A 22,426-nucleotide genomic window follows, 5' to 3' on the forward strand; every position below is an offset into this window, starting at 1 on the left:
AGATTTGCGTTGTGGTTGACCCAAGGCATCTGTGATGAAATGCGACCCCAATCTTTATCGCGCAGCGTCGCCATCACTCGCCGTGAAACCCCGTCTGGTTCGTCATTTGTTCCTGCCGCCGCTGATCATCGCCATGATGATCGGCCTGGGCTGTATCGGCTTCTGGATCAGTGAGCACTACGGCATCCGCAGCCTCAGCGAAAACGGCCAGCGCCAGCTGGAACTGCACGCCCGTGCCGTCGAAAGCGAAATCAGCAAATACACCTACCTGCCCAGCCTGCTGGAACTCGAAACCAGTGTTTCCAAGCTGCTGGCCGACCCGACCCCGGAACACCGGCAAACGGTCAACGATTACCTCGAAGGCCTGAACCGGCGCAGCCGCAGTCGGGCCATCTACGTGATGGACACCACCGGCCGCGTCATGGCCACCAGCAACTGGCGCGATGTCGACAGTTACCTGGGTGAAGACCTGTCCTTTCGCGCCTATTTCCAGAACGCCGTGCGCGGTCAGCCGGGGCGCTTCTACGGCATCGGCAGCACCAACGGCGAACCCGGTTACTACCTGGCCCACGGCCTGGAAGAACACGGCAAGATCATCGGCGTCGCGGTGGTCAAGGTCCGCCTGGAAGCCATGGAAGAACGCTGGCAACGGGCACGCCTGGAAGCCTTCGTCAGCGACGAAAACGGCATCATCATTCTGTCCAGCGATCCGGCGCGGCGCTTGAAATCGGTGGTGCCGCTGAGCGAAGAAACCAAGGAAAAACTCGCCCGCAGCCTGCAGTACTACTGGTTCCCGCTCAACGAACTGCAGCCGCTGGCCCGGGAAACCCTGTCCGAAGGCGTGGAAAAACTCACGTTCCCGGCCAACAGCGAACTGGTGTCCGACGACGAAAACATCAGCTACCTGGCGCAAACCCGGCCGTTGAGCGATACGCCGTGGAATTTCACCCTGCTCACGCCGCTCCAGGATTTGCGCCGCGAAGCGATCAACCAGGGGATCCTGGTGGCCGTGGCGTTTGCCCTCCTGGCGTTCCTTTTGATCGCCTGGAACGAGCGGCGCAAGGTGATCGCCACCCGCCTCGCGGCCCGGGAAGCCTTGCAGGAAGCCAACAACCAGCTGGAGCGTCGGATTACCGAACGCACCACCGACCTGCGCGCCAGCAACGAACGGCTCAAGGGCCAGATCCGCGAACGCCGGCTCGCCGAAGAGACCTTGCGCCGCGCCCAGGATGAACTGGTACAGGCCGGAAAACTCGCGGCCATCGGCCAGATGTCCACCAGCATCGCCCACGAACTGAACCAGCCGCTGGCGGCGCTGCGCACCTTGTCCGGCAATACCGTGCGCTTCCTCGAGCGCGGCCAGCTCGACGTGGCCAGCACCAACCTCAAGACCATCAACGAACTGATCGACCGCATGGGCCGGATCACCGCCAGCCTGCGCTCGTTTGCCCGGCGCGGTGACGACAAGGGTCAGGCCTGCCTCGGCAAAGGCGTGGACGCGGCCCTGCAATTGCTCGGTGGCCGGGTGGAGAACATTCACCTGCAACTGCACCGCGATTTCACCGATGTGCAGGTGCAAATCGACCAGACCCGCCTGGAGCAGATTCTGGTCAACCTGATCGGCAACGCCCTCGACGCCATGCAAGCGCAGCCGCAACCCGAGCTGTGGCTCGAAGGCGAAGCGTTCGATGGCAAATACCGCCTGCGCGTGCGTGACAACGGCCACGGCATCGACGCCGAAGCGCGCAAGCACCTGTTCGAACCGTTCTTCACCACCAAACCCGGCGAACAGGGCCTGGGCCTGGGCCTGACCCTTTCCGCCAGCCTGGCCGCCGCCACCGGCGGTCACCTGGGTGTCGAGCACCCGGCCAGCGGTGGTACCGCATTCGTCCTCAGTTTACCGTTGGTAAGCCCCACTCCCGCCGAGCCAATATGAACAACGACCTTAGTGTATTGATCGTCGAAGACGACCCCCATGTGCTGCTCGGCTGCCAACAGGCGCTGACCCTGGAAGACATTCCCTGCATTGGCGTGGGCAGCGCCGAAGAAGCCTTGGAGCGGGTCGGCGACAACTTCGCCGGCATTGTCGTCAGCGACATTCGCCTGCCGGGCATCGATGGCCTGGAGTTGCTGACCCGCCTCAAGGCCCGCGACCGCAGCCTGCCGGTGGTGCTGATTACCGGCCACGGCGACATTTCCATGGCCGTCGGCGCGATGCAGAAAGGCGCCTACGACTTCATGGAGAAACCCTTCTCCCCCGAACGTCTGGTGGACGTCGCCCGCCGCGCCCTGGAGCAACGCAGCCTGGCGCGGGAGGTGACGTCGCTGCGTCGGCAACTGGCCGAACGTGATTCCCTGGAAGGACGGATCATCGGTCGCTCGCCGGCCATGCAGAACCTGCGGGAGCTGATCGCCAACGTTGCCGATACCTCGGCCAACGTGCTGATCGAAGGCGAGACCGGCACCGGCAAGGAATTGGTTGCGCGCTGCCTGCATGATTTCAGTCGGCGGCACACCAAGCAGTTCGTCGCGCTGAACTGCGGTGGCCTGCCGGAGAACCTGTTCGAAAGTGAAATATTCGGCCACGAAGCCAACGCCTTTACCGGCGCGGGCAAACGACGGATCGGCAAGATCGAACACGCCGACGGCGGCACGCTGTTCCTCGACGAAGTGGAAAGCATGCCCCTGCCCTTGCAGATCAAACTGCTGCGGGTGTTGCAGGAACGCACCCTCGAACGCCTCGGTTCGAACCAGAGCGTAGCGGTGGATTGCCGCGTCATCGCAGCGACTAAATCCGACCTCGTCGAGTCGAGCAAGGCCGGCGAATTCCGCAGCGACCTGTATTACCGCCTCAACGTAGTGACCCTGGAACTGCCACCGCTGCGCGAGCGCCGCGAGGACATCCTGCAACTGTTCGAGCACTTCTTGCAGCAGTCGTCCCTACGCTTCGACCGCACGGTGCCGGAGTTGGACAACCAGACCGTTTCGAACCTGATGAGCCACGACTGGCCGGGTAACGTGCGTGAACTGCGTAACGTTGCCGAGCGCTTTGCCCTGGGCCTGCCAGCGTTCAAGAAAACCGGTGCCGGCGCCAGCAATCAGGGTCTGGCCTTTGCCGAAGCGGTGGAGGCGTTCGAGCGCAACCTGCTCAGCGATGCCTTGCAACGCAGCGGCGGCAACCTGACCCAGGCCAGCCAGGAACTGGGCATGGCCAAGACCACCTTATTCGACAAAGTCAAGAAGTACGGGCTAAGCCACTGATGGACCTGATTCTCAAAGCAACCCTGGGCGCGGCGATGGTGCTGGCGTGATTGATGGCGGCCACGGCTTTGGTGACTGTCTGGCTACGCTTTCACGGATAAATGCATTCTCCTGTGGGAGCGAGCCTGCTCGCTCCCACAAGTAATAGGAGGGTCAGAGAAGGTTGCGATCGGCCACAGGCTCGATCTGTGCCCAGTGTGAAGTGTCTTCACGGTGCTCGCGCAAATACGGCAACACTGCCCCCAGCAACGGCGCCTTGAATGCCTCCTGGAAGCGATGGGCCAGGCCCGGAATCAAGATCAATTGACTGCCACGCAGATGCGCCGCCAGATGCACCCCGTGCATCACCGGCAGCAGCGGGTCGGCCGTGCCGTGCACCACCAGTGCCGGGACCCGCAACTGGTTGAGCAACGCCACCCGGCTCGGCTCGGCGAGAATGGCCATGATCTGGCGTTTCACGCCTTCGGGATTGAACGCCCGGTCATAGGACAGCGCCGCCTGATGCAGCAGCGCCTGGCGATCATCGGTGACCATCGGGCTGCCCAGCGCCGCCAGCAAGTCGGCCTGTTGCTCCAGGGCCACTTCGCGGTTCGGTGCACCGCGCCGGGCCAACAACTGCACCAGCGCCGCACTCGGCGCCGGCAAGCCTTCGGCGCCAGAGGTGGTCATGATCAGGGTCAGGCTCTCGACCCGTTGCGGTGCCATGGCCGCCATGTGCTGGGCGATCATCCCGCCCATGCTGGCGCCCAACACGTGGAATTGATCGATGTGCAAGGCGTCCATCAGTCCCAGGCCATCGTCGGCCATGTCGGTGAGCGAGTACGGCGACGACACCGGCAACCCTAGCTTGTAGCGCAGCACTTCGAAGGTCAGGTTGGCTTCGGCCGGTGCTTGCCGCCAGGTCGACAGGCCGACATCGCGATTGTCATAGCGGATCACCCGGAACCCCTGCTGGCACAGCGCAACCACCACCTCGTCCGGCCAGTGAATCAATTGCCCGCCCAGGCCCATCACCAGCAGCAATGCCGGATCCGACGCACGACCGATGCTCTGGTACGCCAGGCTTACCTGGGCCAGATCCACCCGTTCGGTCGGAACATTGACGTCACAACGCGAAGCCGCCAGGGACGGCAGGCCGAACAACAGCGCGGTCAAAAATACGATGCGTGAAAAGAATGAAGCACCCATGAAAAAACACCAAAACGCAGAACCCCAGTAGAGCGCGAGTCTGATGAAGTTTGTTCAAGCGCGCTGCCACAGTTCCATGACAGTTTGATGAAGAGTGCCGGGCGGTCATCCGGCGTCAGATTCAGCCTCGCAATAACTATGTACCACCCGACCGTTTGACGACTGCCTCCTAATGCCCGTACCGCCGGCACGGCCCGGCTTTCTGGAGACTCATCGTCATGGCTGACGAAACCACACCCCTAACGGCCGATTTCGGCCTTACCTTCCCTTTGTCCGTCAACCCGGACCAAGGCCTGAGCCTGAGCGCCGCAGCGCGCTGGAGTGATTGCTGTGAGCAGTGGCGGGCGCTCATGGCGCAGAGCCCGCAATCACCTCTCGATAGCGATTGGTGGGCTGCCCGGGCGCGCGGTACGGATCAGTCACGCAAGGCACAGACAAACCGCTTGTACCGCCAGCATTTCGAGGCGTCGAGCCAATGGGCTTTTGCGCAGGGCATTCTGCAAGCCGAACAGATCAAGACACTGCAGGCGATCATCGACCCACCCGCACAGGCGACAACACCTGACACCCCGCGCTTCTACGTCGAGCAACTGCGACTCAAGGATGACACTGCGCGATCAGTGGAGCTATCGGGCGCGCTGGTCATCACCCGGGATACGGGGCAACCGGTCGCTCAGTTGCTGTACTTGCCTTCCCGGACAACCGCCTGGATGACCTTTCAAAGTCGCGATGAAATGGAAAGCTGGCTGATCGAACATCAGCCGCAGGTGTTCGACCAACCCCGGTTACCGACAGGCACAGTCAGTGTCGATTACACAGTACTTGAGCAGAGGGTGCTGCAGACCAGCGCCGAATCCCTGTGGTCGCGTTTGCTCGTCGCACCTGACGACCGGCCGCGAAACGAATTGATCCTGGCCCTGCCCGCCGACCTGCCCGACGTGGAGTCCAACGATGACGATGTCCTGTTCGGCCAGTTGAGCCCCGATATACCACTGGGCATCCGTCGCCAGGCACTGGCGCAACAGCAGACGGCACTGGACGCTTTGCTGGGCGAGAACTTTCAGGGCGACCACACTGACCCGCGCCTGCAACGTCTGCAACAGCAAATGAACGCCCTCACCACGGCCGAGCAGGCCAGCACCACCGCCGCAACCGCGCTGCTGCACACCGACAGTGCGCAGAAAATGCTGGAGCTGCGCCACAAAAACCGCCCGCACTACGCCGCCCTTTACCAGGCGCGCCTGGACGGCCTGCGCACCGAAGCCGGGCTGCAACTGAGCCTGAACCAGATCAGCCACGAGGAACATCAATGGCTGATCAGCGTGCTGGATGCACCGGATCTACCACGCCCAGCCGGGGTGGTGGTCGCGTGCCTGGTGTTGTCGATGACGGACACCGAAGGTGACACCACCCGCACACAATCCCGGGAGCTGGACGGTGTATTGCTGTTTTCCCGGCCGTCGGCCTTGCTGCCGCCCTCGACCGAAAGCCTGTTGCTCTACTGGCCCGGACGCTTCGGTGGCCTGCAACGGTTCGCTTCTCGACAGGCGCTGGAACAGACGCTGTTCAAACTTGCGGCCAACGACAGCACTCAAGCGCTGCAACTGCTGCCGCTGACTGCGAACCCGTTCGAATACGCCTTGCAGAATCAGCTTCACAGTTGTGAACAACAAGTGGCCCGGCTGCTGACCGCCAACCCGGTTCCAGCTCGCGCCAGCCAACGCGAGACAGAACTGGAAAAGCTGCGTGAACAGACCCTCGCCTGCCTGACGGTTCCTGTCCCCGCAGCCCGGGAGCTGGCGCACCAGCACATTGTCGAGCAAGTTCACAGCAGTGCACTGGCCGCACGTTTGCCAGCGTGGCACGACACCCTATCCGCCGCACAACGTGATCGGATCAAGTCGCTGTTCAAGTCATACATCAAGGCCATGAAGCGCTCCCATGAATGGCTGGAGCGCGAGTTGCCGCCCCGCGATGCATTCAGCAAAAAGGCCATTGATGCCCACCTGCACAAGGCGTTCGGCCTGACCCGCAACGTTGACGTGCTACTGGACGTGCCTGACTCCACCGCCTGGCGCAAGGTCGTCACCGAGGGTGCGGCACCGGGAACACCCCAGGAAAATGTGCTGGTCGCCAGCCAGCAACGCAGCAAGTTGTCCCTCGGCGACCTGGCGCAAAGCAACATTGATCAGGCGATGTCATGGCGACTGTCGTTCATGCAAGTCGAGACCAGCGGCGGCGACCCGACAGATCAGCAGAAGCTGAAAACCGGCATCACCCCGACCTGGCTGCGCAAGATGGTCACCGAACTGGACCTGGCCGGACAGTATGAAACGCTGATCCGTGAAACCTTCCTCGGCACCTCGACCGCACCGGCCTTCAGCAATGAATACCGCCACGAATGCCTGAGCGAACCCTGGCACCTTATGCTGCGCCTGCAAGGCGAGTTCGCCGTGCTCGCCAAAGACATCAATGCCGATGGCCAACAAGTCCTGGGCATCGCCATCGATGCCAGCAGCCGCGAAGCCTTCAGCGCCAATGGCAAACGGATCGAACTGCTTCCCGCGCACCTGACAGTCGGCGGCAGCGACACCCCTGGCCAAGGGCCGAGCACCCTGTCTGGCGTGACCTTCATTGTCGAGCGGATCAGTGGCCTGACCCTGCTCTACCTGCCGGACAGCCCGGACGGTGTGTTTGTGCGCCAGTTCGACAACCTTGAGCAGGCGCGGATACGGCTGTTCAACGATTGCCTGCGTAGCTCCACGGTCACCTATCTCGCCGGACGGGCCTTGACCGGAGAGTTCGCTCATCACGTCAGTCGAATCAACGAGGCGCGAGTAAGAAACTTCGACGGTCTGATCGGCGTCGGTACGCCTTGGCCATCCCGCACCTCCCTGGCGGCGCATCTGCTGAACGTGCACATGGGTCGTTTACTGGAAGCCCATCGGGTGACATCGCGCTCCAATGATGCCTTGTACCTGGAGCAAGTCGCCCTGAAGTCCGGCGCGATGTTCAACTACCTGAAAATGGCCGTGGGCATGCTGCCTTTCGTCGGTGCGACCATCGCCCTGTACGACGCCTGGAACAGCGCCAACCTGGCGGTGGCCGCTTTCATGCGCGGGGATGTCGGCCACGGGCTGGCCGAGGTTGAAGCGGTGCTGTTGTCACTAATCGACGCGGCCATGGATGTGCTGCCCGGTGCCAGTGCAGCACCTTCGGCGGCGCTTGCCATCACCCGCCAGCGCCAATTGCGCGCCGTCAGCAAAAGCGCCGGCGCCCTGAGGAGTTCGACGCAGCGCCAGGCACAACGAACCCTGGAACGCTTCAAGGGCTATGAATACGAACAGATGATCTCCCTCGCCGGCCTGCAACCGGGCACCGAGGGCGTCTATCGCCAGGTATATCGTCACGCTGACGGCCATTTCATGGTCAGCCAGGGGCGAATCTATCGCATCGAACTGGAGGGCAATCCACCCCGCTGGCGCTTGAGCGGCACCAGCAGCCGGACCTACAAACAGCCTGTCGCCCTCGATGAGTCCGGCCACTGGAACACCCACTACGCGGTGTACGGCACCGTGATCGAAGGCGGCGGCGTAGGGGGTGGCGCGGTGCTTGGGCACATGGCCGATGGATTGGACCCACTCTGGCCGGTCGCCATTCGCCGCTGGCTGCCACGCTGGTGGACGGATCGGGCCTTGCGTCGCCAGTTGACCCTGAAAAACACCGCCGATGCCTATACCCGGCGCCTCGATACCCAGACCCGCAAGAACAACAACCTGGTGCAGGGCTACTACGATCTTGCGCCCGCGCAGCGCCTGGCACTTCGCCCCGATGTCGAGCTTGCCTGCCTGGACGATATCGAAACCGCACAGGCTTTGTACCTGACCCTTGAAGAGCTGATGGCATTGAGTCATGGCAACAATCGCGCCCAGATCAATGACATCCAAAGCCGCTGCGCCTGGATTGTCGTCGACCGCCTGGACCGCAGGATCGGCCTGGCCAGGGAGCGACTGGTGGAAAGCCTCGACCGGATCGAACAGTTGATCACCCGTTCGGATTCAACGCCGGTCAACGATACCGCCGCACATTTGAAACTGATGGCCGAGCGCAAGGAGGTCCGAAAAACCTTTATCAAGGAATTCGACCAGCAACACCAGGCCGTCGAGCAAGCCAACCGATGGAACCGCCGCATCACCCGCCCCAAGCATAAAGAGAACGTGGCCAAGACCGTCGAACTGCTGAACAACGCATACAGCGATGCCAACTACCGGTACCTGAAGGCGGCGCATGTGCTGGAAACCATCACCCACTACGACGCTGTCGACGACCTGTCGTGGACTTACTTCCATGTGCAGTTGAAAAAGTCCCGCGAGAAGGTCGGACGTGCCCTGCTGACCCAACATCAACTGCCGCAAGTACGCTCCAACGTCGGCCAGCGCAACAGGGTTTTCGAAGACTGCCAGGCCATTTACACCCAATTCCGTCGCCAGCTTGGCGCCTGGACACTGGGCTATCCGCAACACCTGGACTTGGAGCAAGTCACTGTGTTTCTGGATAACCTCGATCAGATGGAAGCATTCGCTCGCCATGCCCTCAAGAACCGCTCCACCATCACGCCAGTGGAAGAACGCTCCGGACGGCAATTGTTCGAAACCGAGGACAACCAGTTGCTGATCGGCGTGGCCAGTACCGACACCACGACGCGGCAACAGCGCTTCACCATCGAAGGTGTCGATGGCCGTACGGAAACCTGGCTGCCCCGCTCCAGCGGTAAATATCATCTCAGTGAACCAGCTATCTCCGCGCAACCGATGCTGCCGACCGATGTCAGGCCGCTGCTGACAGAGGCCGGAAAAAGGCTGGGGGCCGCGGACGCCTATACCAACAAAGTCAAAGGCTATGCGCAGCAAAACATGCTGCCCGTCGACCTGGAGCACATGATGAGCAGCGAGGCCACGGAGTTGATCACGCGCGCCCAGGCCATCGAACGGTTGTCCCCCGCCGAGACTGTGGCGCTGCAATTGCGCAATCGGGCGGATGAGATGTTGCGCACAGGGCGCACCCTGCGCATCGATCAAAGCATGAGCAGCAAAACCCCGACCGAAGGTTATCTGGACTATCTGCTTGAACAGCAAGTGGTGGACATCCGCAAGGAAGGCGGTTTGCGCGACCTGGGCAAACGCGCAGACGGACGGCGGGATTTCCTGCAGGAATACGAGGTGCGCGACCTGCGCAGCGAACCGGCGCAAACCCTGTGGTACGCACACTTCCACTACACCTCGGCCAAGCCTCAGTTCAGCGACTTCGTCAAAGGCCATCTGAAACTGCCGGAACAACGCAACCTGGGCCTGCAATGGCAGAAGGACGTGGCCGCCAGTGGCGGTACGGTCGAGGCGATCTGGCGCGGCGACATCGGCAAACCGCTGGGCAACAAACACTTTTCCACGCTGTAAAGCAGCAACGGCGGGGCACGCAATGTGCTCCGCCGTGCTTGTGGTCGACAGCGGCATCAACATGAGACAAACTCAACCTTTTCGATTTATCGACAAGTTTTCCTCATGGAGCCCCCGGTGCTTGAAATCCGTCACCTCAAGACCCTGCACGCCTTGCGCGAAGCCGACAGCCTGGTGGATGCGGCCGATCGCCTGCACCTGACCCAGTCAGCCCTGTCCCACCAGTTCAAGGAGCTGGAGGAGCGCATGGGCATGCCGCTGTTCGTGCGCAAGACCAGACCGGTGCGCTTCACCAGCGCCGGATTACGCCTGCTGCAACTGGCTGACGCCACCCTGCCGCTGCTGCGTGCCGCCGAACGCGACATCAGTCGCCTGGCCGGTGGCACCGCCGGTCGCCTGCACATGGCCATCGAATGCCACAGTTGCTTCCAGTGGCTGATGCCGACCATCGACCAGTTCCGCGACGCCTGGCCGGAAGTCGAGCTAGACTTGGCCTCGGGATTTTCCTTCGCCCCGCTGCCGGCCCTGGCCCGTGGCGACCTGGACCTGGTGGTGACCTCCGATCCGGTGGACCTGGCCGGGATCACCTATGTACCGCTGTTCACTTATGAAGCGATGCTCGCGGTGGCCAACCAGCACCGCCTGGCCAGCAAGGCCTATATCGTCCCCGAAGACTTGCTCCCGGAAACCTTGATCACCTACCCGGTGGAACGGGACCGACTGGACATCTTCACCCGCTTCCTCGAACCCGCCGACATCGAACCGGCCCAGGTCCGCACCTCGGAACTGACGGTGATGATGATGCAACTGGTGGCCAGCGGTCGCGGCGTGTGCGGCATGCCTCATTGGGCACTGCATGAATACAGCTCGCGGGGTTACGTGAAAGCCAAGCGGCTGGGTGAGAAAGGTTTGTTCGCCACGCTGTATGCGGCGATCCGTGCCGACATGCTCGACGCGCCGTACATGCGCGACTTCTTGCTGACGGCCAAGGACACGTCGTTTTCGACATTGGATGGGGTTAGCGCAGTTCGATAGAGCAACAAAAATCCCTGTAGGAGTGAGCCTGCTCGCGATAGCGGTCTGACATTCAATATCTGCAGACTGACACGCCGCCATCGCGAGCAGGCTCGCTCCTACAAGGATCTTGGTGACCCTTATATTTCGCGCCACATATGGATCTTGTCGAAGTAATCCTCCCCCACCCGCACCGCCATCGGTTCCAGGCCGAACTGGACGAAACCGCAGCGCTGGTAGAGGTTGAACGCGGCTTCGTTGCCGGCGGTGACGGTCAACTGGATCAGGCGCAAACCCTCACGGTTGCACGCCTCGGCCAAGGCAGCCTGAACCAGTTGATGGCCGAGCCCGCGCTGGCGGACCGTCGGTGAAACATACATGCCAAACAGCGTCACCTTGTGCCGGGCCTTTTCCCGAGGCTCGAACGCAAGGCCAACAATGCCGGCCAACCGGCCTTCTTCGAACGCCCCGAGCACCACGTCCAGCTTGCCGGTCAGGCGCGACTCCCACCAGCTCAGCGGCATCGCCGCCCGCTCACGCACGCTCGAGGTAAAGGCATGCGGGTGCAGGTCGTAGGCTTCGAGCATCAGCGCCCGGTAGTCCAGAGCATGGCTGGCATCCAGTCGTTCGATCCACATGCTCAAGCCATCCGTTTTTGCTCAAGCATCAGGCGAAGTGCCAGCCCCGACAATACGAAGCCCATGAAATAGCGCTGCATCGCCAGCCAGGTCGGATTGTTGACGAACCACGAGGCGATGCCCGCGGCAAACATGGCGATCAGCAGGTTGACGCAGAAACTGACGCTGATCTGGGTCAGGCCGAGGATGATGCTCTGGCTGAACACCGAGCCATGCTCCGGCGTGATGAACTGCGGAAACACCGACAGATAGAACACCGCGATTTTCGGGTTCAGGGCGCTGGTCAGAAAGCCCATGGTGATCAGCTTGCGCGACGAATCCGGGGGCAACTGCTGCGCCTCGAACGGCGAGCGCGCACCGGGTTTGACTGCCTGCCAGGCCAGCCACAACAGGTACAGCGCACCGGCCCACTTCAACACCTCATAGGCCATCGGCACCGCCAGGAACACCGCGGTCAAACCGGCGGCCGCGGCAAACAGGTGCACGAAGAATCCGGCGACCACCCCAAGCAACGAGATCACCCCGGCCTTGCGCCCCTGGCAGATCGAACGGGAGATCAGGTAGATCATGTTCGGCCCGGGCGTCAGCACCATCAGCAACGCGGCAGCGGCAAAAATCAGCAGGTCTTGAAGCGGGATCATGGGCGAAGTCCTTTGCGTAATGATCAGGCGATCGCGGTCAGCGATGCTCGATAAAACGGCAGGATCAGGTCCCGTGTCAATGGCGCCAGGCTGACACCGCCATCGGTGGCCGGGTCGATCCAGATCACTTCTTCGATCTCTGCCTCCGGGGTGACATTCGAATCAATATTCAGCTGAAAGAGCTCGGCGTGTACGACAAAACCCGGCTCGTTGGCGGCCGGTGCCGAGAAGTGACCGAGGTAAACGGCCTGCGCCGGGTCGATGTCCAGACCCAGCTCTTCTTCCAGCTCCCGGGCCAGGGCGTGAACCGGCAATTCATGGGGCTCGATCTTGCCACCCGGCTGCATGAACGCCGTGGTGCCGCGCTTGCGCACCAGCAACGTGCGGCCGTCAGGGCCGATCAACAGGGCGGCGGCGATGCGAATAGTCCCGGAAACAGGCATGGAAAACGTCGACATAAACAGAAGGCCCTTGACTCAAAAGCGGCAAGGATCACATGTCCGCCCTGTAGAAGCGAGCTTGCTCCGGGCGGCGTTCCGACGATGGTCGTGAACGAAAACGCGTAAAACCAGATGCCCATCGGCGCCCTCAGGTTTATCGCGAGCAAGCTCGCTCCTACAGTTTCCTTTATGCAGCTTCCTGGAAATCCATCTCCGGTGGCTGCCGACGGAAACCACCGGTCAACACCGCCAGGTACACCACGCCAATCGCCAGCCAGCTCAACCCCAGATACACCGCCAGATGATCGAGGCTGACCATCAGCCACAAATCCGCTGCCAGGCCGATGAACGGGAACAGCAGGAACAGCACGAACTCACGCGGGCCTTTTTTCTCACCACCGATCCAGTAATGAAAGATCACCGACAGGTTGACCAGGCTGAACGCCAGGAACGCGCCGAAGTTGATGAACGAGGTCGAGGTGGTGACGTCCAGTTTCAGTGCCAGTAACGCCACCACCGCGCACAGCAGGATGCTGTTGATCGGCGTACCGAAGCGTTCGTGCAGGGTGCCGAAAAACGCTTTCGGCAACACGCCGTCGCGGCCCATGGCGTACAGCAGTCGCGAACCACTGGCCTGGGCCGACAGTCCCGAGGCGAACTGGCCGACGATCAGGCCGATCAGGAAGATCGACACGAACAGGTCGCCACCGATGTTGCGGGCAATTTCATAGGCCGCCGAGTCGACGTTGTCGAACTGGAACGACGGATGAGCAATCTGCACGAAGTACGAGACGCCGACGAAGATCAGCCCCCCGATCAGGGTGATCAGCATGATCGCCCGGGGAATGGTGCGGCGTGGATCGCGGGTTTCTTCGGTCAGGGTGCTGACCGCGTCGAAGCCCAGGAACGAGTAACAGGCGATGGCCGCGCCGCTCATGATCAGCGGCATCTGCATGTCGCCATTGAAGAACGGTTTGATCGACCACAACGGCGTACTCGCATCACCACCGACGTAATGCACGCACAGCGCGACGAAGGCGATCAGCACCAAAAACTGCACCAGCATCAGTAAGGCATTGATGCCGTTGGCCAGTTTCAGGCCGACGATATTGATCGCGCTGGTGATGCCGATGAACGCCAGCACCCAGATCCACTGCGGCACCGCAGGGAATGCGGAGTTGAGGTAGGCCGCGCCGATCAGCCAGATCGCCATTGGCAAAAACAGATAATCGAGCAACACCGCCCAACCGGCGATGAACCCGAGTTTCGGGCTGATGGCCTTGCGCACATAGCTGTAGGCCGAGCCGGCCACCGGGAACGCCGAGGCCATGCGCCCGTAGCTCATGGCGGTGAAGAACATGGCCACCAGCGCCGCGAGGTACGCGGCCGGCACCATGCCGGCGGTGGATTGGGCGAGGATGCCAAAGGTGCCGAGCACAATGATCGGCGTCATGTAGGCGATGCCAAACAGCACCACCGACCCTAATGACAAGGTGCGTTGTAAACGAGCCATGAGCGACTACTCCGGAATTATTAGATTTATGGCAGAGCCGAGTTCGGCGCAAATTACGGGTGTTGCATTGTTGTTCTTCGATCAGACGGGTGTGTTGTCCGGAAGGGCCTCATCGCGAGCCTGCTCGCGAAGGCGTCAGCCCAGCCAACACGGAATCCGGATCAGCGCGCAGGAATCAGCAGCTCCCGCACGCCAGAAACATGCTCAACCACCTCCCCCGGCAACCTCAGCCGCTGATCATCCAGATAGCGATAATCCTGGCGCGCCGCTGTCAGCTGGTTCAGGTCCAGCTCGACCGCAAACTGCCCTTCCTCGCGTCCGGCTTCGAACAACAAGGTGCCCAGCGGATCGACCAATGCGCTGCCACCGGCAAACAACAAACCACCGTCACCCTCTTCCACCCGGTTGACCATCAGCGCAAACGCCTGGTTTTCCTGGGCGCGGGCCATGATCGCGGTGCGGTGGGTCGGACCGTAGGGGTCCATGTTGCCGTTGGTCACCAGCAGCAACTCGGCACCCAGTTGCGCCAGGGCGCGGGCGCTTTCGGGGAATTCGATGTCGTAGCAAATCAGCAGGCCCACGCGCACGCCGTTCCACAGGCAGGTGGCGTAGCGATCGCCCGCCTCGTAGACACCGCGATCCGAGGCCCACAAATGAGTCTTGCGGTATTTCAGCGCGATGCCTTCGGGGGTGATCAACAACGTGGTGTTGTAGAAGCGGCCGTTGTCGTTCTCGGCCATGCCGATGGCCACGGCGATATTGCGCTCGCGGGCGGCGGCGATCACCGCACTGACGGACGGGCCGTCCAGCGCCTCGGCCACCTCGGCCACGGACTCGGCCGAAGGGAATCCCATCAAGTGGCCTTCGGGGAACAGGATCAGCTGCGTATCGGCAGCGCACGCAGCCATCGCCGCCAGGGTGCGTTCGAGGTTGTAAGCCGTATCGTTGTCACGGCCTGCCAATTGGGCGAGTTCGACCTTCATGGGTATTCCTTGTTATGGACCGGGCGGCAGAAAGATTGCCCGGTCGGTGTCTGTGCGCCAGTATGCGCAGCAAGCAACCGGGCGGGGAATTACGCCGCTGGGGTAACACGATAGGGGTAGATGCATGACACTCTCGTTGGACGACATCGCCTGGCACCGCTCGGTGGGGCAACTGATCGACGCCCTGGACAAGCCCAATTTCTGGACCCAGCTTGTACGCCTGCTGGACCAGTACGTGTCCTTCGACAGCTGGGTGGCGCTGCTTTTCAGTGCCGATCAGCGCCCCCAGGTGTTCGCCGAATGCCCCGGCGAAGACGGCAGCCCTGACCAGTTGTTCCAGGATTACCTGCGCGGCCTGTACCTGCTCGACCCCTTCTATATCGCCTGCCGCGAGCAGTCTCGCACCGGGCTGTATCGCCTGTCGGAAGTCGCCCCGGAGCACTTCGAGCTGACCGAGTATTACCAGCGCTACTTTCGTCTGAATGTGGTGGCCGACGAAATCCAGTTCAATTGTCAGCTCGAAGGCGACCGCACGCTGTGCCTGTCGCTGGGCAGCACGCAGCGCTTCAGCAGCCAGCAGATCGCCTTGTTGTCGTTGATCCAGCCGTGGGTGCTCGGTTTGTTGCGCCAGCGTCTACCCTATGAAATCAACGAAGTCGTGGCCCTGGCCCCCGCACCGCCGCAAGCCGACTGGCGGGTACAGCTGGAGGCCTCGGTGCAGCAACTCAAAGGCGCGCAGTTGACCGCCCGGGAGCTGGATGTCGGGCGCTTGATGCTCAGCGGTTGCTCCAGTAAAGAAATCGCCCGTAAGCTGGAAATCTCTGTCGAAACCGTGAAAGTCCACAAGAAACACATGTACAGCAAGCTGGGGATCAAATCCCAGTCCGAGCTGTTTTCGATTTTTCTCCAGGCACAAAATGCCTGACAGCCCAGTGGAGTGCTTTGCTTTTATGTGGGAGCGGGCTTGCTCGCGAAAGCGGTGTGTCAGTCAACAAAAATGCTGGATGTGACTCCGTCTTCGCGAGCAAGCCTGCTCCCACAGGGGATCTCTGTATCCATGCACCCGCTGCGCTGAACGTTATTGAGTCCGAACCCAAGGAAACCGTATGAGCCTGTCACTCCTGAGCCGCTACGCCTTCTTTGCCGCCTGCGTGATTTTCACCCTCGCCAGCCTGCCGTTTCTTGAATACGACTGGCTCTGGCCAATCACCGCCGTCACCGCCGTCCTGAGCCTGATCGGCCTGTTCGATCTGCTGCAAAGTCCCCACGCCGTGCGGCGTAATTACCCGATCCTCGGCAATATCCGTTATCTGGTCGAAGGCATCCGCCCGGAAATCCGCCAGTACCTGCTCGAATCCGACAGTGACGCCCTGCCCTTCTCCCGGGCCCAGCGCTCGCTGGTCTATTCCCGGGCCAAGAATGAAACCGCCGACAAACCCTTCGGCACGCTGATTGACGTGTACCAGTCGGGTTTCGAATTCATCGGCCACTCCATGCGCCCGGCGCCGTTGAGCGACCCTAGCAGTTTCCGGGTGACAGTCGGTGGCCCACAGTGCACCCAGCCGTATTCGGCGTCGGTGTTCAATATCTCGGCCATGAGTTTCGGCTCCCTCAGCGCCAACGCCATCCGCGCCTTGAACCAGGGTGCCAAGCTCGGCAATTTCGCCCATGACACCGGCGAAGGCAGCATCAGCCCCTATCACCGGGAAAACGGCGGCGACCTGACCTGGGAGCTGGGCAGCGGTTACTTTGGCTGCCGCACCAGCGACGGCCGCTTCGACCCGGAACGCTTTGCGGCACAAGCCCGGACGCCGCAGGTGCGGATGATCGAAATCAAGATGAGCCAGGGCGCCAAACCGGGCCACGGCGGCATCCTGCCCAAGCACAAGGTCACCAAAGAAATCGCCGAAACCCGCGGCATCCTGATGGGTGAAGACTGTGTGTCACCGTCGCGCCACAGCGCGTTTTCCACGCCGATCGAAATGATGCATTTCATCGCACAGCTGCGTGAACTGTCTGGTGGCAAACCGGTGGGTTTCAAGTTCTGTCTCGGCCATCCGTGGGAGTTCATGGGAATCGCCAAGGCCATGCTAGAGACGGGCATCCTCCCGGACTTCATCGTGGTCGATGGCAAGGAAGGCGGCACCGGCGCCGCGCCCGTGGAATTCACCGACCACATCGGTGTGCCGATGCGCGAAGGTCTGTTGTTCGTGCACAACACCCTGGTGGGCTTGAACCTGCGGGACAAGATCAAACTTGGCGCCAGCGGCAAGATCGTCAGCGCCTTCGACATCGCCAGCGTGCTGGCCATCGGTGCCGACTGGGCCAACTCCGCGCGCGGCTTCATGTTCGCCATCGGCTGCATCCAGTCGCAGAGCTGCCACACCAACAAATGCCCCACCGGTGTCGCCACCCAGGACACCCTGCGCCAGCGCGCGCTGGTGGTGCCGGACAAGGCCCAGCGCGTATTCAACTTCCACCGCAACACCCTCAAGGCCCTGGCGGAAATGCTCGCCGCCGCCGGCCTCGAACACCCGTCGCAGCTGTCGGCCAAGCACCTGGTGCGACGCATGTCGGCGACCGAGATCAAGCTGTTCTCGCAATTGCACGTGTTCCTCAAGCCGGGCGAGTTGCTGACCGGTGAGGTGAATGGCGAGTTTTATTCGCGGATGTGGCAGATGGCGCAGGCGGACAGTTTCGAACCTAATGACGTGGTTGCGGCTTGAACCTGTGCCAGCGCTGAAAGACTGAGACGACTTCAGCGCTCACCGTCCAGAATGTACAGACGCGCCTCAACCTCCTCGCCCTTGAGCGTCTGCGTCTGTTTCCACCACGGAGGAAAGGTCAGTACATATTCAGGGCGGGGCCTGCCAGTCACCCACCAGACTCTTTTAGAGCTGAGTTTCACCGTTGAGACATTGTTGAAAAAAATCCAGTCCAAACGCTGGGGGATCAGAAGCCAGCCACCAAAATCGAGGGGACCGTTCGGTCCACCGGTCGGCGAACTGGAGATATATAGCCTCGGTTGAATCCCCGTGCTGTTGTAATAACTGAACGGCAAATACCAGTAAATGCCGTCAACCACGATCTCGTCGCCAGCCTCGGCCTGACGCTTGATGCCTTCGGCCAAAGTGTCCAACCTGGCCATTTTACGAATAAAGGTTCCGTTCAACCCGTCTTGCTGCGAATAAACGTTCAGCAATCCATGCACTTCCCCTGTGATAAAAGCGCTCAAGCAGAGGAACGCAATGACAGGCCGGTGCTCAGCCAATCGATCCAGCGCAACAGCGACGATCAGGGGCAAACCGGCTGCTGCAAACACCAGATACCTGGGAACGAAGATCGGAACGGCCCATGACAAAAAAAACACCGTGATAACTGGCACGAAGAAGTAAGCGATGAGCAGCAAGGTTGAACGACGATCGCGGCGCCGATACCGCAACGACACAACACAGCAGGCGATCATCAAGCCCGAGACAATCAGCGCCCCCCGTAACCCGCCATCCGAAGCCGATATCATCGCCGCACATTGCGCGATAAAGCTCGGCAATATTTCCCATGTGGTGGGCGCGATCCATTCGAGTCCTTTCATTTTCCAAGCCTGGTCAATGAAATGCGGTAACCAGGGCGAATACAACGTGACAATCGCTACATTGGCCGCCAACCATTTCCGCCCAGGTAATGATGCCGATTCGCCGCTGCCCACCCCCGACCAATACACCCAATGCACCAGCACACACAACGCCGCAAAGTAGTGCGTGTAAAAAGCCGATGTCATCAGCAGCACATACATCACGGGGTAACGTTTGAGATGCGGTTGCCGGCTCCAACATACCAACGCGACCGTGGCGGCCATCAGCCAGAATCCGAGCAAGGCGTACATGCGCGCTTCCTGGCTGTAACGCACCGAAATCGGCAGCAACACCAGTAACACACCGGCGATCAAAGCCGCCCTGCGCGTAGCAATTAGACTCATCAGTTTGATACACAGCACCAGTGTGCCGATATCGGCCAGCGTACTCAGGCTTCGCGCTGAAAAGGCGCTGTTGCCAAACACCATAGTCCAGTAGTGGAGAATCAAGTAATACAACGGAGGGTGAACATCCCCCGCCGTAATTGCCCAGATCTGCGCTGGCGAACGCTCGCTCAACAGCAGGCTATATGCTTCGTCATACCAGATCACTGGCACTGAAATTCCGTGAAGGCGAGCGACAAGGGCCAGCATGACCAAAATGAGGACTGGACCGTAGACAACCAGGCGTTGCCGCCGCACTTGAGCATCGACCAAGCGATCCATTGCGCTCATGGGATTCTCTCCATTGAGGCTCGATCTACCGGTTCATTAATACTTCTGGTGATTTCCTTGATCACATACCGGGGTCGATGCTTGGACTCCATGTAAATACGCCCGACGTATTCACCCAGAATGCCAATGCCAATCAGCTGTACCCCCCCCAAAAACAAAATGGCGGCCATCAGAGACGGGTACCCCGGCACGTTATTGCCAAACAGCACCTTGTCCAGAACCATGTAAGCCGCATACATAAGCGCTATCAGAGAGATGATGCCGCCGATGTAGGACCATACGCGCAACGGCACAGTACTGAACGAAGTGATGCCCTCAAGTGCCAGATTCCATAGCTTCCAGAAATTGAACTTGCTTTTTCCAGCCACCCGTGGAGCACGATCGTACTCAATGACTTTCGTGTTGAACCCTGCCCATGACAGCACACCTTTCATGAACAACTGCTGCTCGGGAAGGCTCTTGATGACTTCAACGACCTTTCTATCCATCAAGCGAAAGTCGCCAACGTTTTCCTCGATGCGAGTCGATGCAATCTGATTGAGTAGCCGATAGAACAGGCTTGCGAAATGACGTTTGAAATAACTGTCGGCCAAACGGTTTCGTCGTTTTGCCAGCACCACATCAGCCCCATTGATCCATTCTTCGATGAGCCGCGAAATGACACTGATTGGATCCTGCAGATCCACATCCATGGGAATGAGGGCATCGCCAGTTGCATGTTCCAACCCGGCAAACAAAGCCGGTTCCTTGCCGAAGTTGCGTGAGAAACTGATCACCACCACACTGCTGTCGACCAAGGCAATCGTATTGGCAAGGTCGGATGTTCCGTCTGTACTGCCATCGTTGATAAACACGATTTCAATTTGGTACTCGCGCAAGCTCGGATCCTGACGCACGGCCTGGTAGAACACCCCGATAGCCTGCTCTTCATTGAACACAGGGACAATCAGTGAAACCTTCATACCTTGTGCTCGCGAAATACTACGAAACGCGAATAAAGGAACCCGCAAGTCAGGCTTAACAACGAAAACGAGGCAACGGTCACCCATCCGTGAATGCGCCACTTGTCAGCAAAAAAACCGACGCCGAAACTCGATACACCCATGACGCAAACAAACAGTAGGTATCGCAATATCGTCACCTTTGTATCGAATGTATAAAGGGCATTCGCATAGAAGGAGAATGATGCAGCGACGCAAAACGCTGCAAAATTACTGGTTGCCTGGGTGAGTTCGGCAGCATTGATGAGTATAAAAAAACCTGCCTATGAAGGAGCGTATTGACCAGCCCGATGACCGCATAGGTAGAAAATCCCTTCCACAAAACATTCATGCCGACGCCCGCCAAGATCCCTGTTTCAGGAGCATTCAAACTAAGTGTTGCCGCCACAGCGGTCTACTGACAGAAATAACAGGCTGGTAAGGATTTCAGACCAGCGGTCATACTGACGATGTCGACACTTTTCACGCCCCTTCAGACTCACCAACGCAGAGCAGTGATCGGGGCCGGTTCCTTCATCACGATGAAACCGTAATCACCGATCAGGTAAATCCGGTAGAACTGGCTTTCCACCAGCGCCGGATAGCCCTGATAACCAACCCGCGTCGCGTTACGCCGCTCCCGCTCCGCCACCACGTTGGTGATCCCCGCTTTCGGCAGGTTCTCGGCCAGCATGTAAAAGTCGGTGTTGAGCAGGTAGTGCAGCACCGGCAACTGCTTGAATGAACCCGCCGCCGCCGCTAACCAGTAGTCGGAATAACTCACCGAGATGTAGATCCGCCTGGCCTCGCGCAGCGACTGGTGGCTGGCGATGTCGTAAGCAAGACCGGCCAGCGCCGTGGACGCGAAGGTTTTCTGCACCGTCAGCACCCGGCCATAGGCGAACGACAGCGACAACATGGCCAGCAGGGGAATCATCAACAGCAGCGGCAGCCGCTCATGGATCGACGCCAGCGCCAGATGACTCAAATAGCACAGCAACACCAACAGCACGGCGAAGCCCATCAAGGTGCGGGCGCCTTCGTTGAAGTCGCGGAAAAACAGCGCGACACCGGACACCAGCAGCGTCACCACCGGCAATGTCAGCAAACACATCAGGCCGATCAACAGCTTCTTCGGTCCGCTGTCCTGACGCGCCGCTACGCTTAATCCCAACTGCACCGCCCCGGCTATCGCAAGCAGCAGTAACCCGCCAAACACCCAGAGCCATCCGCCATGGAACAGCAGCACGACTTTTTCCAGGACCCGGGCAATGTTGATCTGGATCTGCAATAAAGGATTCGCCGCCCAATTGAGCAGCAATGTGCGATTGGAGTCCATGAACGGATAAGCACTGACGCTGTAGATCAACCCGCCAAGTATGAACTGGGCGGCTTTCCAGCCCAGCAGGTCGCGCCATGGCACCGGGGCCGTTTTATCGTTGGCGGCCCTGAGCAACTCCAGGCAACACAGGCCCAGAAACACATTCAGGCTGATCTGATACAAACCCAACGCCAGTGCAATCAGGAACGACGGCACCAGCCACTGCACGCTGCGCCACGGGTGGCGAAAGGTGATCGCATAGATCACCGCCACCAGGCTCAGGGCCGTCGCGGGACCGTCGTATTGATAGGACAGGTTTTGCAGGAAGAACGGGTTGTACCAGAGCGGCAACAGCACCAGGCAACAAGCGATGGTGGGCTTGCAAAAGTAATGGAACGTCAGGCTGGTCAGCGCCGTCGCCATGGCCAGCGTGGCAATCAACAAGGGCAAGGGAAAGATGTTCGGCGCGGCATGGCTGAAGGTTAGCGCGTTGTAGAACAGCTGAGTGAAGAGTCGGCCCTGTTCGGCCCAGGCCATGCCCGCCGACAGCGAGCGCCAGTTGTCATCGATGTAAGGGTAGTCCACGAGGATCAATGGCAGGACATACACCAAGGTCGCGAACAGAAAAAACCGCCAGACCTGATGCCGGCTGAGCTCGCGAACGAAGAAGTCGCTGAACCGGCCCATG

The 22,426-nt window shown here is 60.4% G+C and carries 15 protein-coding genes and 1 pseudogene; 6 read left to right on the top strand and 10 right to left on the bottom strand.

Translation table 11 applies throughout. From position 1 onward, the window contains the following. Window positions 1-34 precede the first annotated feature (34 nt). Both aauS and aauR read left to right on the top strand, forming a co-directional pair. A complete protein-coding gene (gene aauS, locus AC1DVE_RS08565) occupies window positions 35-1,936 on the top strand; it encodes a two-component sensor histidine kinase AauS (RefSeq protein ID WP_223458731.1) in 1,902 nt (633 codons plus the stop codon). Further along, on the top strand, window positions 1,933-3,261 hold the full coding sequence (gene aauR / locus AC1DVE_RS08570) for a two-component response regulator AauR (protein WP_223458730.1): 1,329 nt from the start codon (window positions 1,933-1,935) through the stop codon (window positions 3,259-3,261). Before aauS ends, aauR begins: the two co-directional genes overlap by 4 nt. Before the next feature lie 153 nt (window positions 3,262-3,414). On the opposite strand, the gene AC1DVE_RS08575 is transcribed toward aauR, so the two are convergent. Further along, complete coding sequence (locus tag AC1DVE_RS08575) at window positions 3,415-4,449, bottom strand: alpha/beta fold hydrolase (RefSeq protein WP_223533235.1); 1,035 nt, start codon at window positions 4,447-4,449, stop codon at window positions 3,415-3,417. A 218-nt stretch (window positions 4,450-4,667) separates the two neighbouring features. Between AC1DVE_RS08575 and AC1DVE_RS08580 the strand changes: the two genes are divergently transcribed. Next, window positions 4,668-9,902: a dermonecrotic toxin domain-containing protein gene (locus AC1DVE_RS08580; protein ID WP_223534247.1), complete on the top strand. Its 5,235-nt coding sequence runs from the start codon at window positions 4,668-4,670 to the stop codon at window positions 9,900-9,902. A 117-nt stretch (window positions 9,903-10,019) separates the two neighbouring features. After that, window positions 10,020-10,937: a transcriptional regulator MetR gene (gene metR, locus AC1DVE_RS08585; RefSeq protein ID WP_223458725.1), complete on the top strand. Its 918-nt coding sequence runs from the start codon at window positions 10,020-10,022 to the stop codon at window positions 10,935-10,937. Between the two features lie 119 nt (window positions 10,938-11,056). Here the strand turns inward: metR and AC1DVE_RS08590 are convergent, their stop codons facing one another. The 5 genes from AC1DVE_RS08590 to AC1DVE_RS08610 all read right to left on the bottom strand — a co-directional run bounded on the left by AC1DVE_RS08590 (window position 11,057) and on the right by AC1DVE_RS08610 (window position 15,131). Further along, on the bottom strand, window positions 11,057-11,554 hold the full coding sequence (locus AC1DVE_RS08590; protein ID WP_223458723.1) for a GNAT family N-acetyltransferase: 498 nt from the start codon (window positions 11,552-11,554) through the stop codon (window positions 11,057-11,059). A 2-nt stretch (window positions 11,555-11,556) separates the two neighbouring features. Beyond that, on the bottom strand, window positions 11,557-12,195 hold the full coding sequence (locus tag AC1DVE_RS08595; RefSeq protein WP_015093692.1) for a LysE family translocator: 639 nt from the start codon (window positions 12,193-12,195) through the stop codon (window positions 11,557-11,559). Window positions 12,196-12,218: 23 nt separating this feature from the next. Beyond that, window positions 12,219-12,653 (bottom strand): NUDIX hydrolase, encoded by a 435-nt coding sequence (locus tag AC1DVE_RS08600; RefSeq protein WP_223458721.1) that lies wholly within the window; start codon window positions 12,651-12,653, stop codon window positions 12,219-12,221. A 169-nt stretch (window positions 12,654-12,822) separates the two neighbouring features. Next, window positions 12,823-14,148 carry an APC family permease gene (locus AC1DVE_RS08605; RefSeq protein WP_046041027.1) on the bottom strand — a complete coding sequence of 442 codons (1,326 nt, stop codon included), beginning with the start codon at window positions 14,146-14,148 and terminating at the stop codon, window positions 12,823-12,825. 161 nt (window positions 14,149-14,309) lie between these two features. Continuing rightward, window positions 14,310-15,131, bottom strand: coding sequence for a carbon-nitrogen hydrolase family protein (locus AC1DVE_RS08610; RefSeq protein ID WP_223458719.1), 822 nt, complete (start codon window positions 15,129-15,131; stop codon window positions 14,310-14,312). 124 nt (window positions 15,132-15,255) lie between these two features. Here AC1DVE_RS08610 and AC1DVE_RS08615 point away from each other — a divergent pair, with 124 nt between their 5' ends. Together AC1DVE_RS08615 and AC1DVE_RS08620 are read left to right on the top strand one after the other, a co-directional pair. Beyond that, window positions 15,256-16,056, top strand: coding sequence for a helix-turn-helix transcriptional regulator (locus AC1DVE_RS08615; protein WP_008000231.1), 801 nt, complete (start codon window positions 15,256-15,258; stop codon window positions 16,054-16,056). A 181-nt stretch (window positions 16,057-16,237) separates the two neighbouring features. Continuing rightward, window positions 16,238-17,857: an FMN-binding glutamate synthase family protein gene (locus AC1DVE_RS08620; RefSeq protein WP_223458716.1), complete on the top strand. Its 1,620-nt coding sequence runs from the start codon at window positions 16,238-16,240 to the stop codon at window positions 17,855-17,857. Window positions 17,858-17,889: 32 nt separating this feature from the next. Here AC1DVE_RS08620 and AC1DVE_RS08625 read toward each other — a convergent pair whose 3' ends face one another. The 4 genes and pseudogenes from AC1DVE_RS08625 to AC1DVE_RS08640 all read right to left on the bottom strand — a co-directional run bounded on the left by AC1DVE_RS08625 (window position 17,890) and on the right by AC1DVE_RS08640 (window position 22,425). Continuing rightward, the gene (locus tag AC1DVE_RS08625; RefSeq protein WP_477783882.1) at window positions 17,890-19,437 is read right to left on the bottom strand and encodes a glycosyltransferase family 39 protein; all 1,548 of its coding nucleotides are present in this window, start codon (window positions 19,435-19,437) and stop codon (window positions 17,890-17,892) included. Continuing rightward, the gene (locus AC1DVE_RS08630; RefSeq protein ID WP_223458712.1) at window positions 19,434-20,399 is read right to left on the bottom strand and encodes a glycosyltransferase family 2 protein; all 966 of its coding nucleotides are present in this window, start codon (window positions 20,397-20,399) and stop codon (window positions 19,434-19,436) included. The genes AC1DVE_RS08625 and AC1DVE_RS08630 overlap by 4 nt, the downstream gene beginning before the upstream one ends. After that, window positions 20,396-20,769, bottom strand: a pseudogene (locus AC1DVE_RS08635) (GtrA family protein). The gene AC1DVE_RS08630 and the pseudogene AC1DVE_RS08635 overlap by 4 nt, the downstream one beginning before the upstream one ends. A 147-nt stretch (window positions 20,770-20,916) precedes the next feature. Further along, window positions 20,917-22,425, bottom strand: coding sequence for a glucosyltransferase domain-containing protein (locus tag AC1DVE_RS08640; protein WP_223458709.1), 1,509 nt, complete (start codon window positions 22,423-22,425; stop codon window positions 20,917-20,919). Between the last annotated feature and the right edge of the window lies 1 nt (window position 22,426).

The organism is Pseudomonas sp. P4_B4, from assembly GCF_056402255.1.

Excerpts from the sequence above, each read along its gene's own strand:
- aauS (WP_223458731.1), top strand. The coding sequence starts at position 35 with ATGAAATGCGACCCCAATCTTTATCGCGCAGCGTCGCCATCACTCGCC.
- aauR (WP_223458730.1), top strand. The coding sequence starts at position 1,933 with ATGAACAACGACCTTAGTGTATTGATCGTCGAAGACGACCCCCATGTG.
- AC1DVE_RS08575 (WP_223533235.1), bottom strand. The coding sequence starts at position 4,449 with ATGGGTGCTTCATTCTTTTCACGCATCGTATTTTTGACCGCGCTGTTG.
- AC1DVE_RS08580 (WP_223534247.1), top strand. The coding sequence starts at position 4,668 with ATGGCTGACGAAACCACACCCCTAACGGCCGATTTCGGCCTTACCTTC.
- AC1DVE_RS08590 (WP_223458723.1), bottom strand. The coding sequence starts at position 11,554 with ATGTGGATCGAACGACTGGATGCCAGCCATGCTCTGGACTACCGGGCG.
- AC1DVE_RS08595 (WP_015093692.1), bottom strand. The coding sequence starts at position 12,195 with ATGATCCCGCTTCAAGACCTGCTGATTTTTGCCGCTGCCGCGTTGCTG.
- AC1DVE_RS08600 (WP_223458721.1), bottom strand. The coding sequence starts at position 12,653 with ATGTCGACGTTTTCCATGCCTGTTTCCGGGACTATTCGCATCGCCGCC.
- AC1DVE_RS08605 (WP_046041027.1), bottom strand. The coding sequence starts at position 14,148 with ATGGCTCGTTTACAACGCACCTTGTCATTAGGGTCGGTGGTGCTGTTT.
- AC1DVE_RS08610 (WP_223458719.1), bottom strand. The coding sequence starts at position 15,131 with ATGAAGGTCGAACTCGCCCAATTGGCAGGCCGTGACAACGATACGGCT.
- AC1DVE_RS08615 (WP_008000231.1), top strand. The coding sequence starts at position 15,256 with ATGACACTCTCGTTGGACGACATCGCCTGGCACCGCTCGGTGGGGCAA.
- AC1DVE_RS08620 (WP_223458716.1), top strand. The coding sequence starts at position 16,238 with ATGAGCCTGTCACTCCTGAGCCGCTACGCCTTCTTTGCCGCCTGCGTG.
- AC1DVE_RS08625 (WP_477783882.1), bottom strand. The coding sequence starts at position 19,437 with ATGAGCGCAATGGATCGCTTGGTCGATGCTCAAGTGCGGCGGCAACGC.
- AC1DVE_RS08630 (WP_223458712.1), bottom strand. The coding sequence starts at position 20,399 with ATGAAGGTTTCACTGATTGTCCCTGTGTTCAATGAAGAGCAGGCTATC.
- AC1DVE_RS08640 (WP_223458709.1), bottom strand. The coding sequence starts at position 22,425 with ATGGGCCGGTTCAGCGACTTCTTCGTTCGCGAGCTCAGCCGGCATCAG.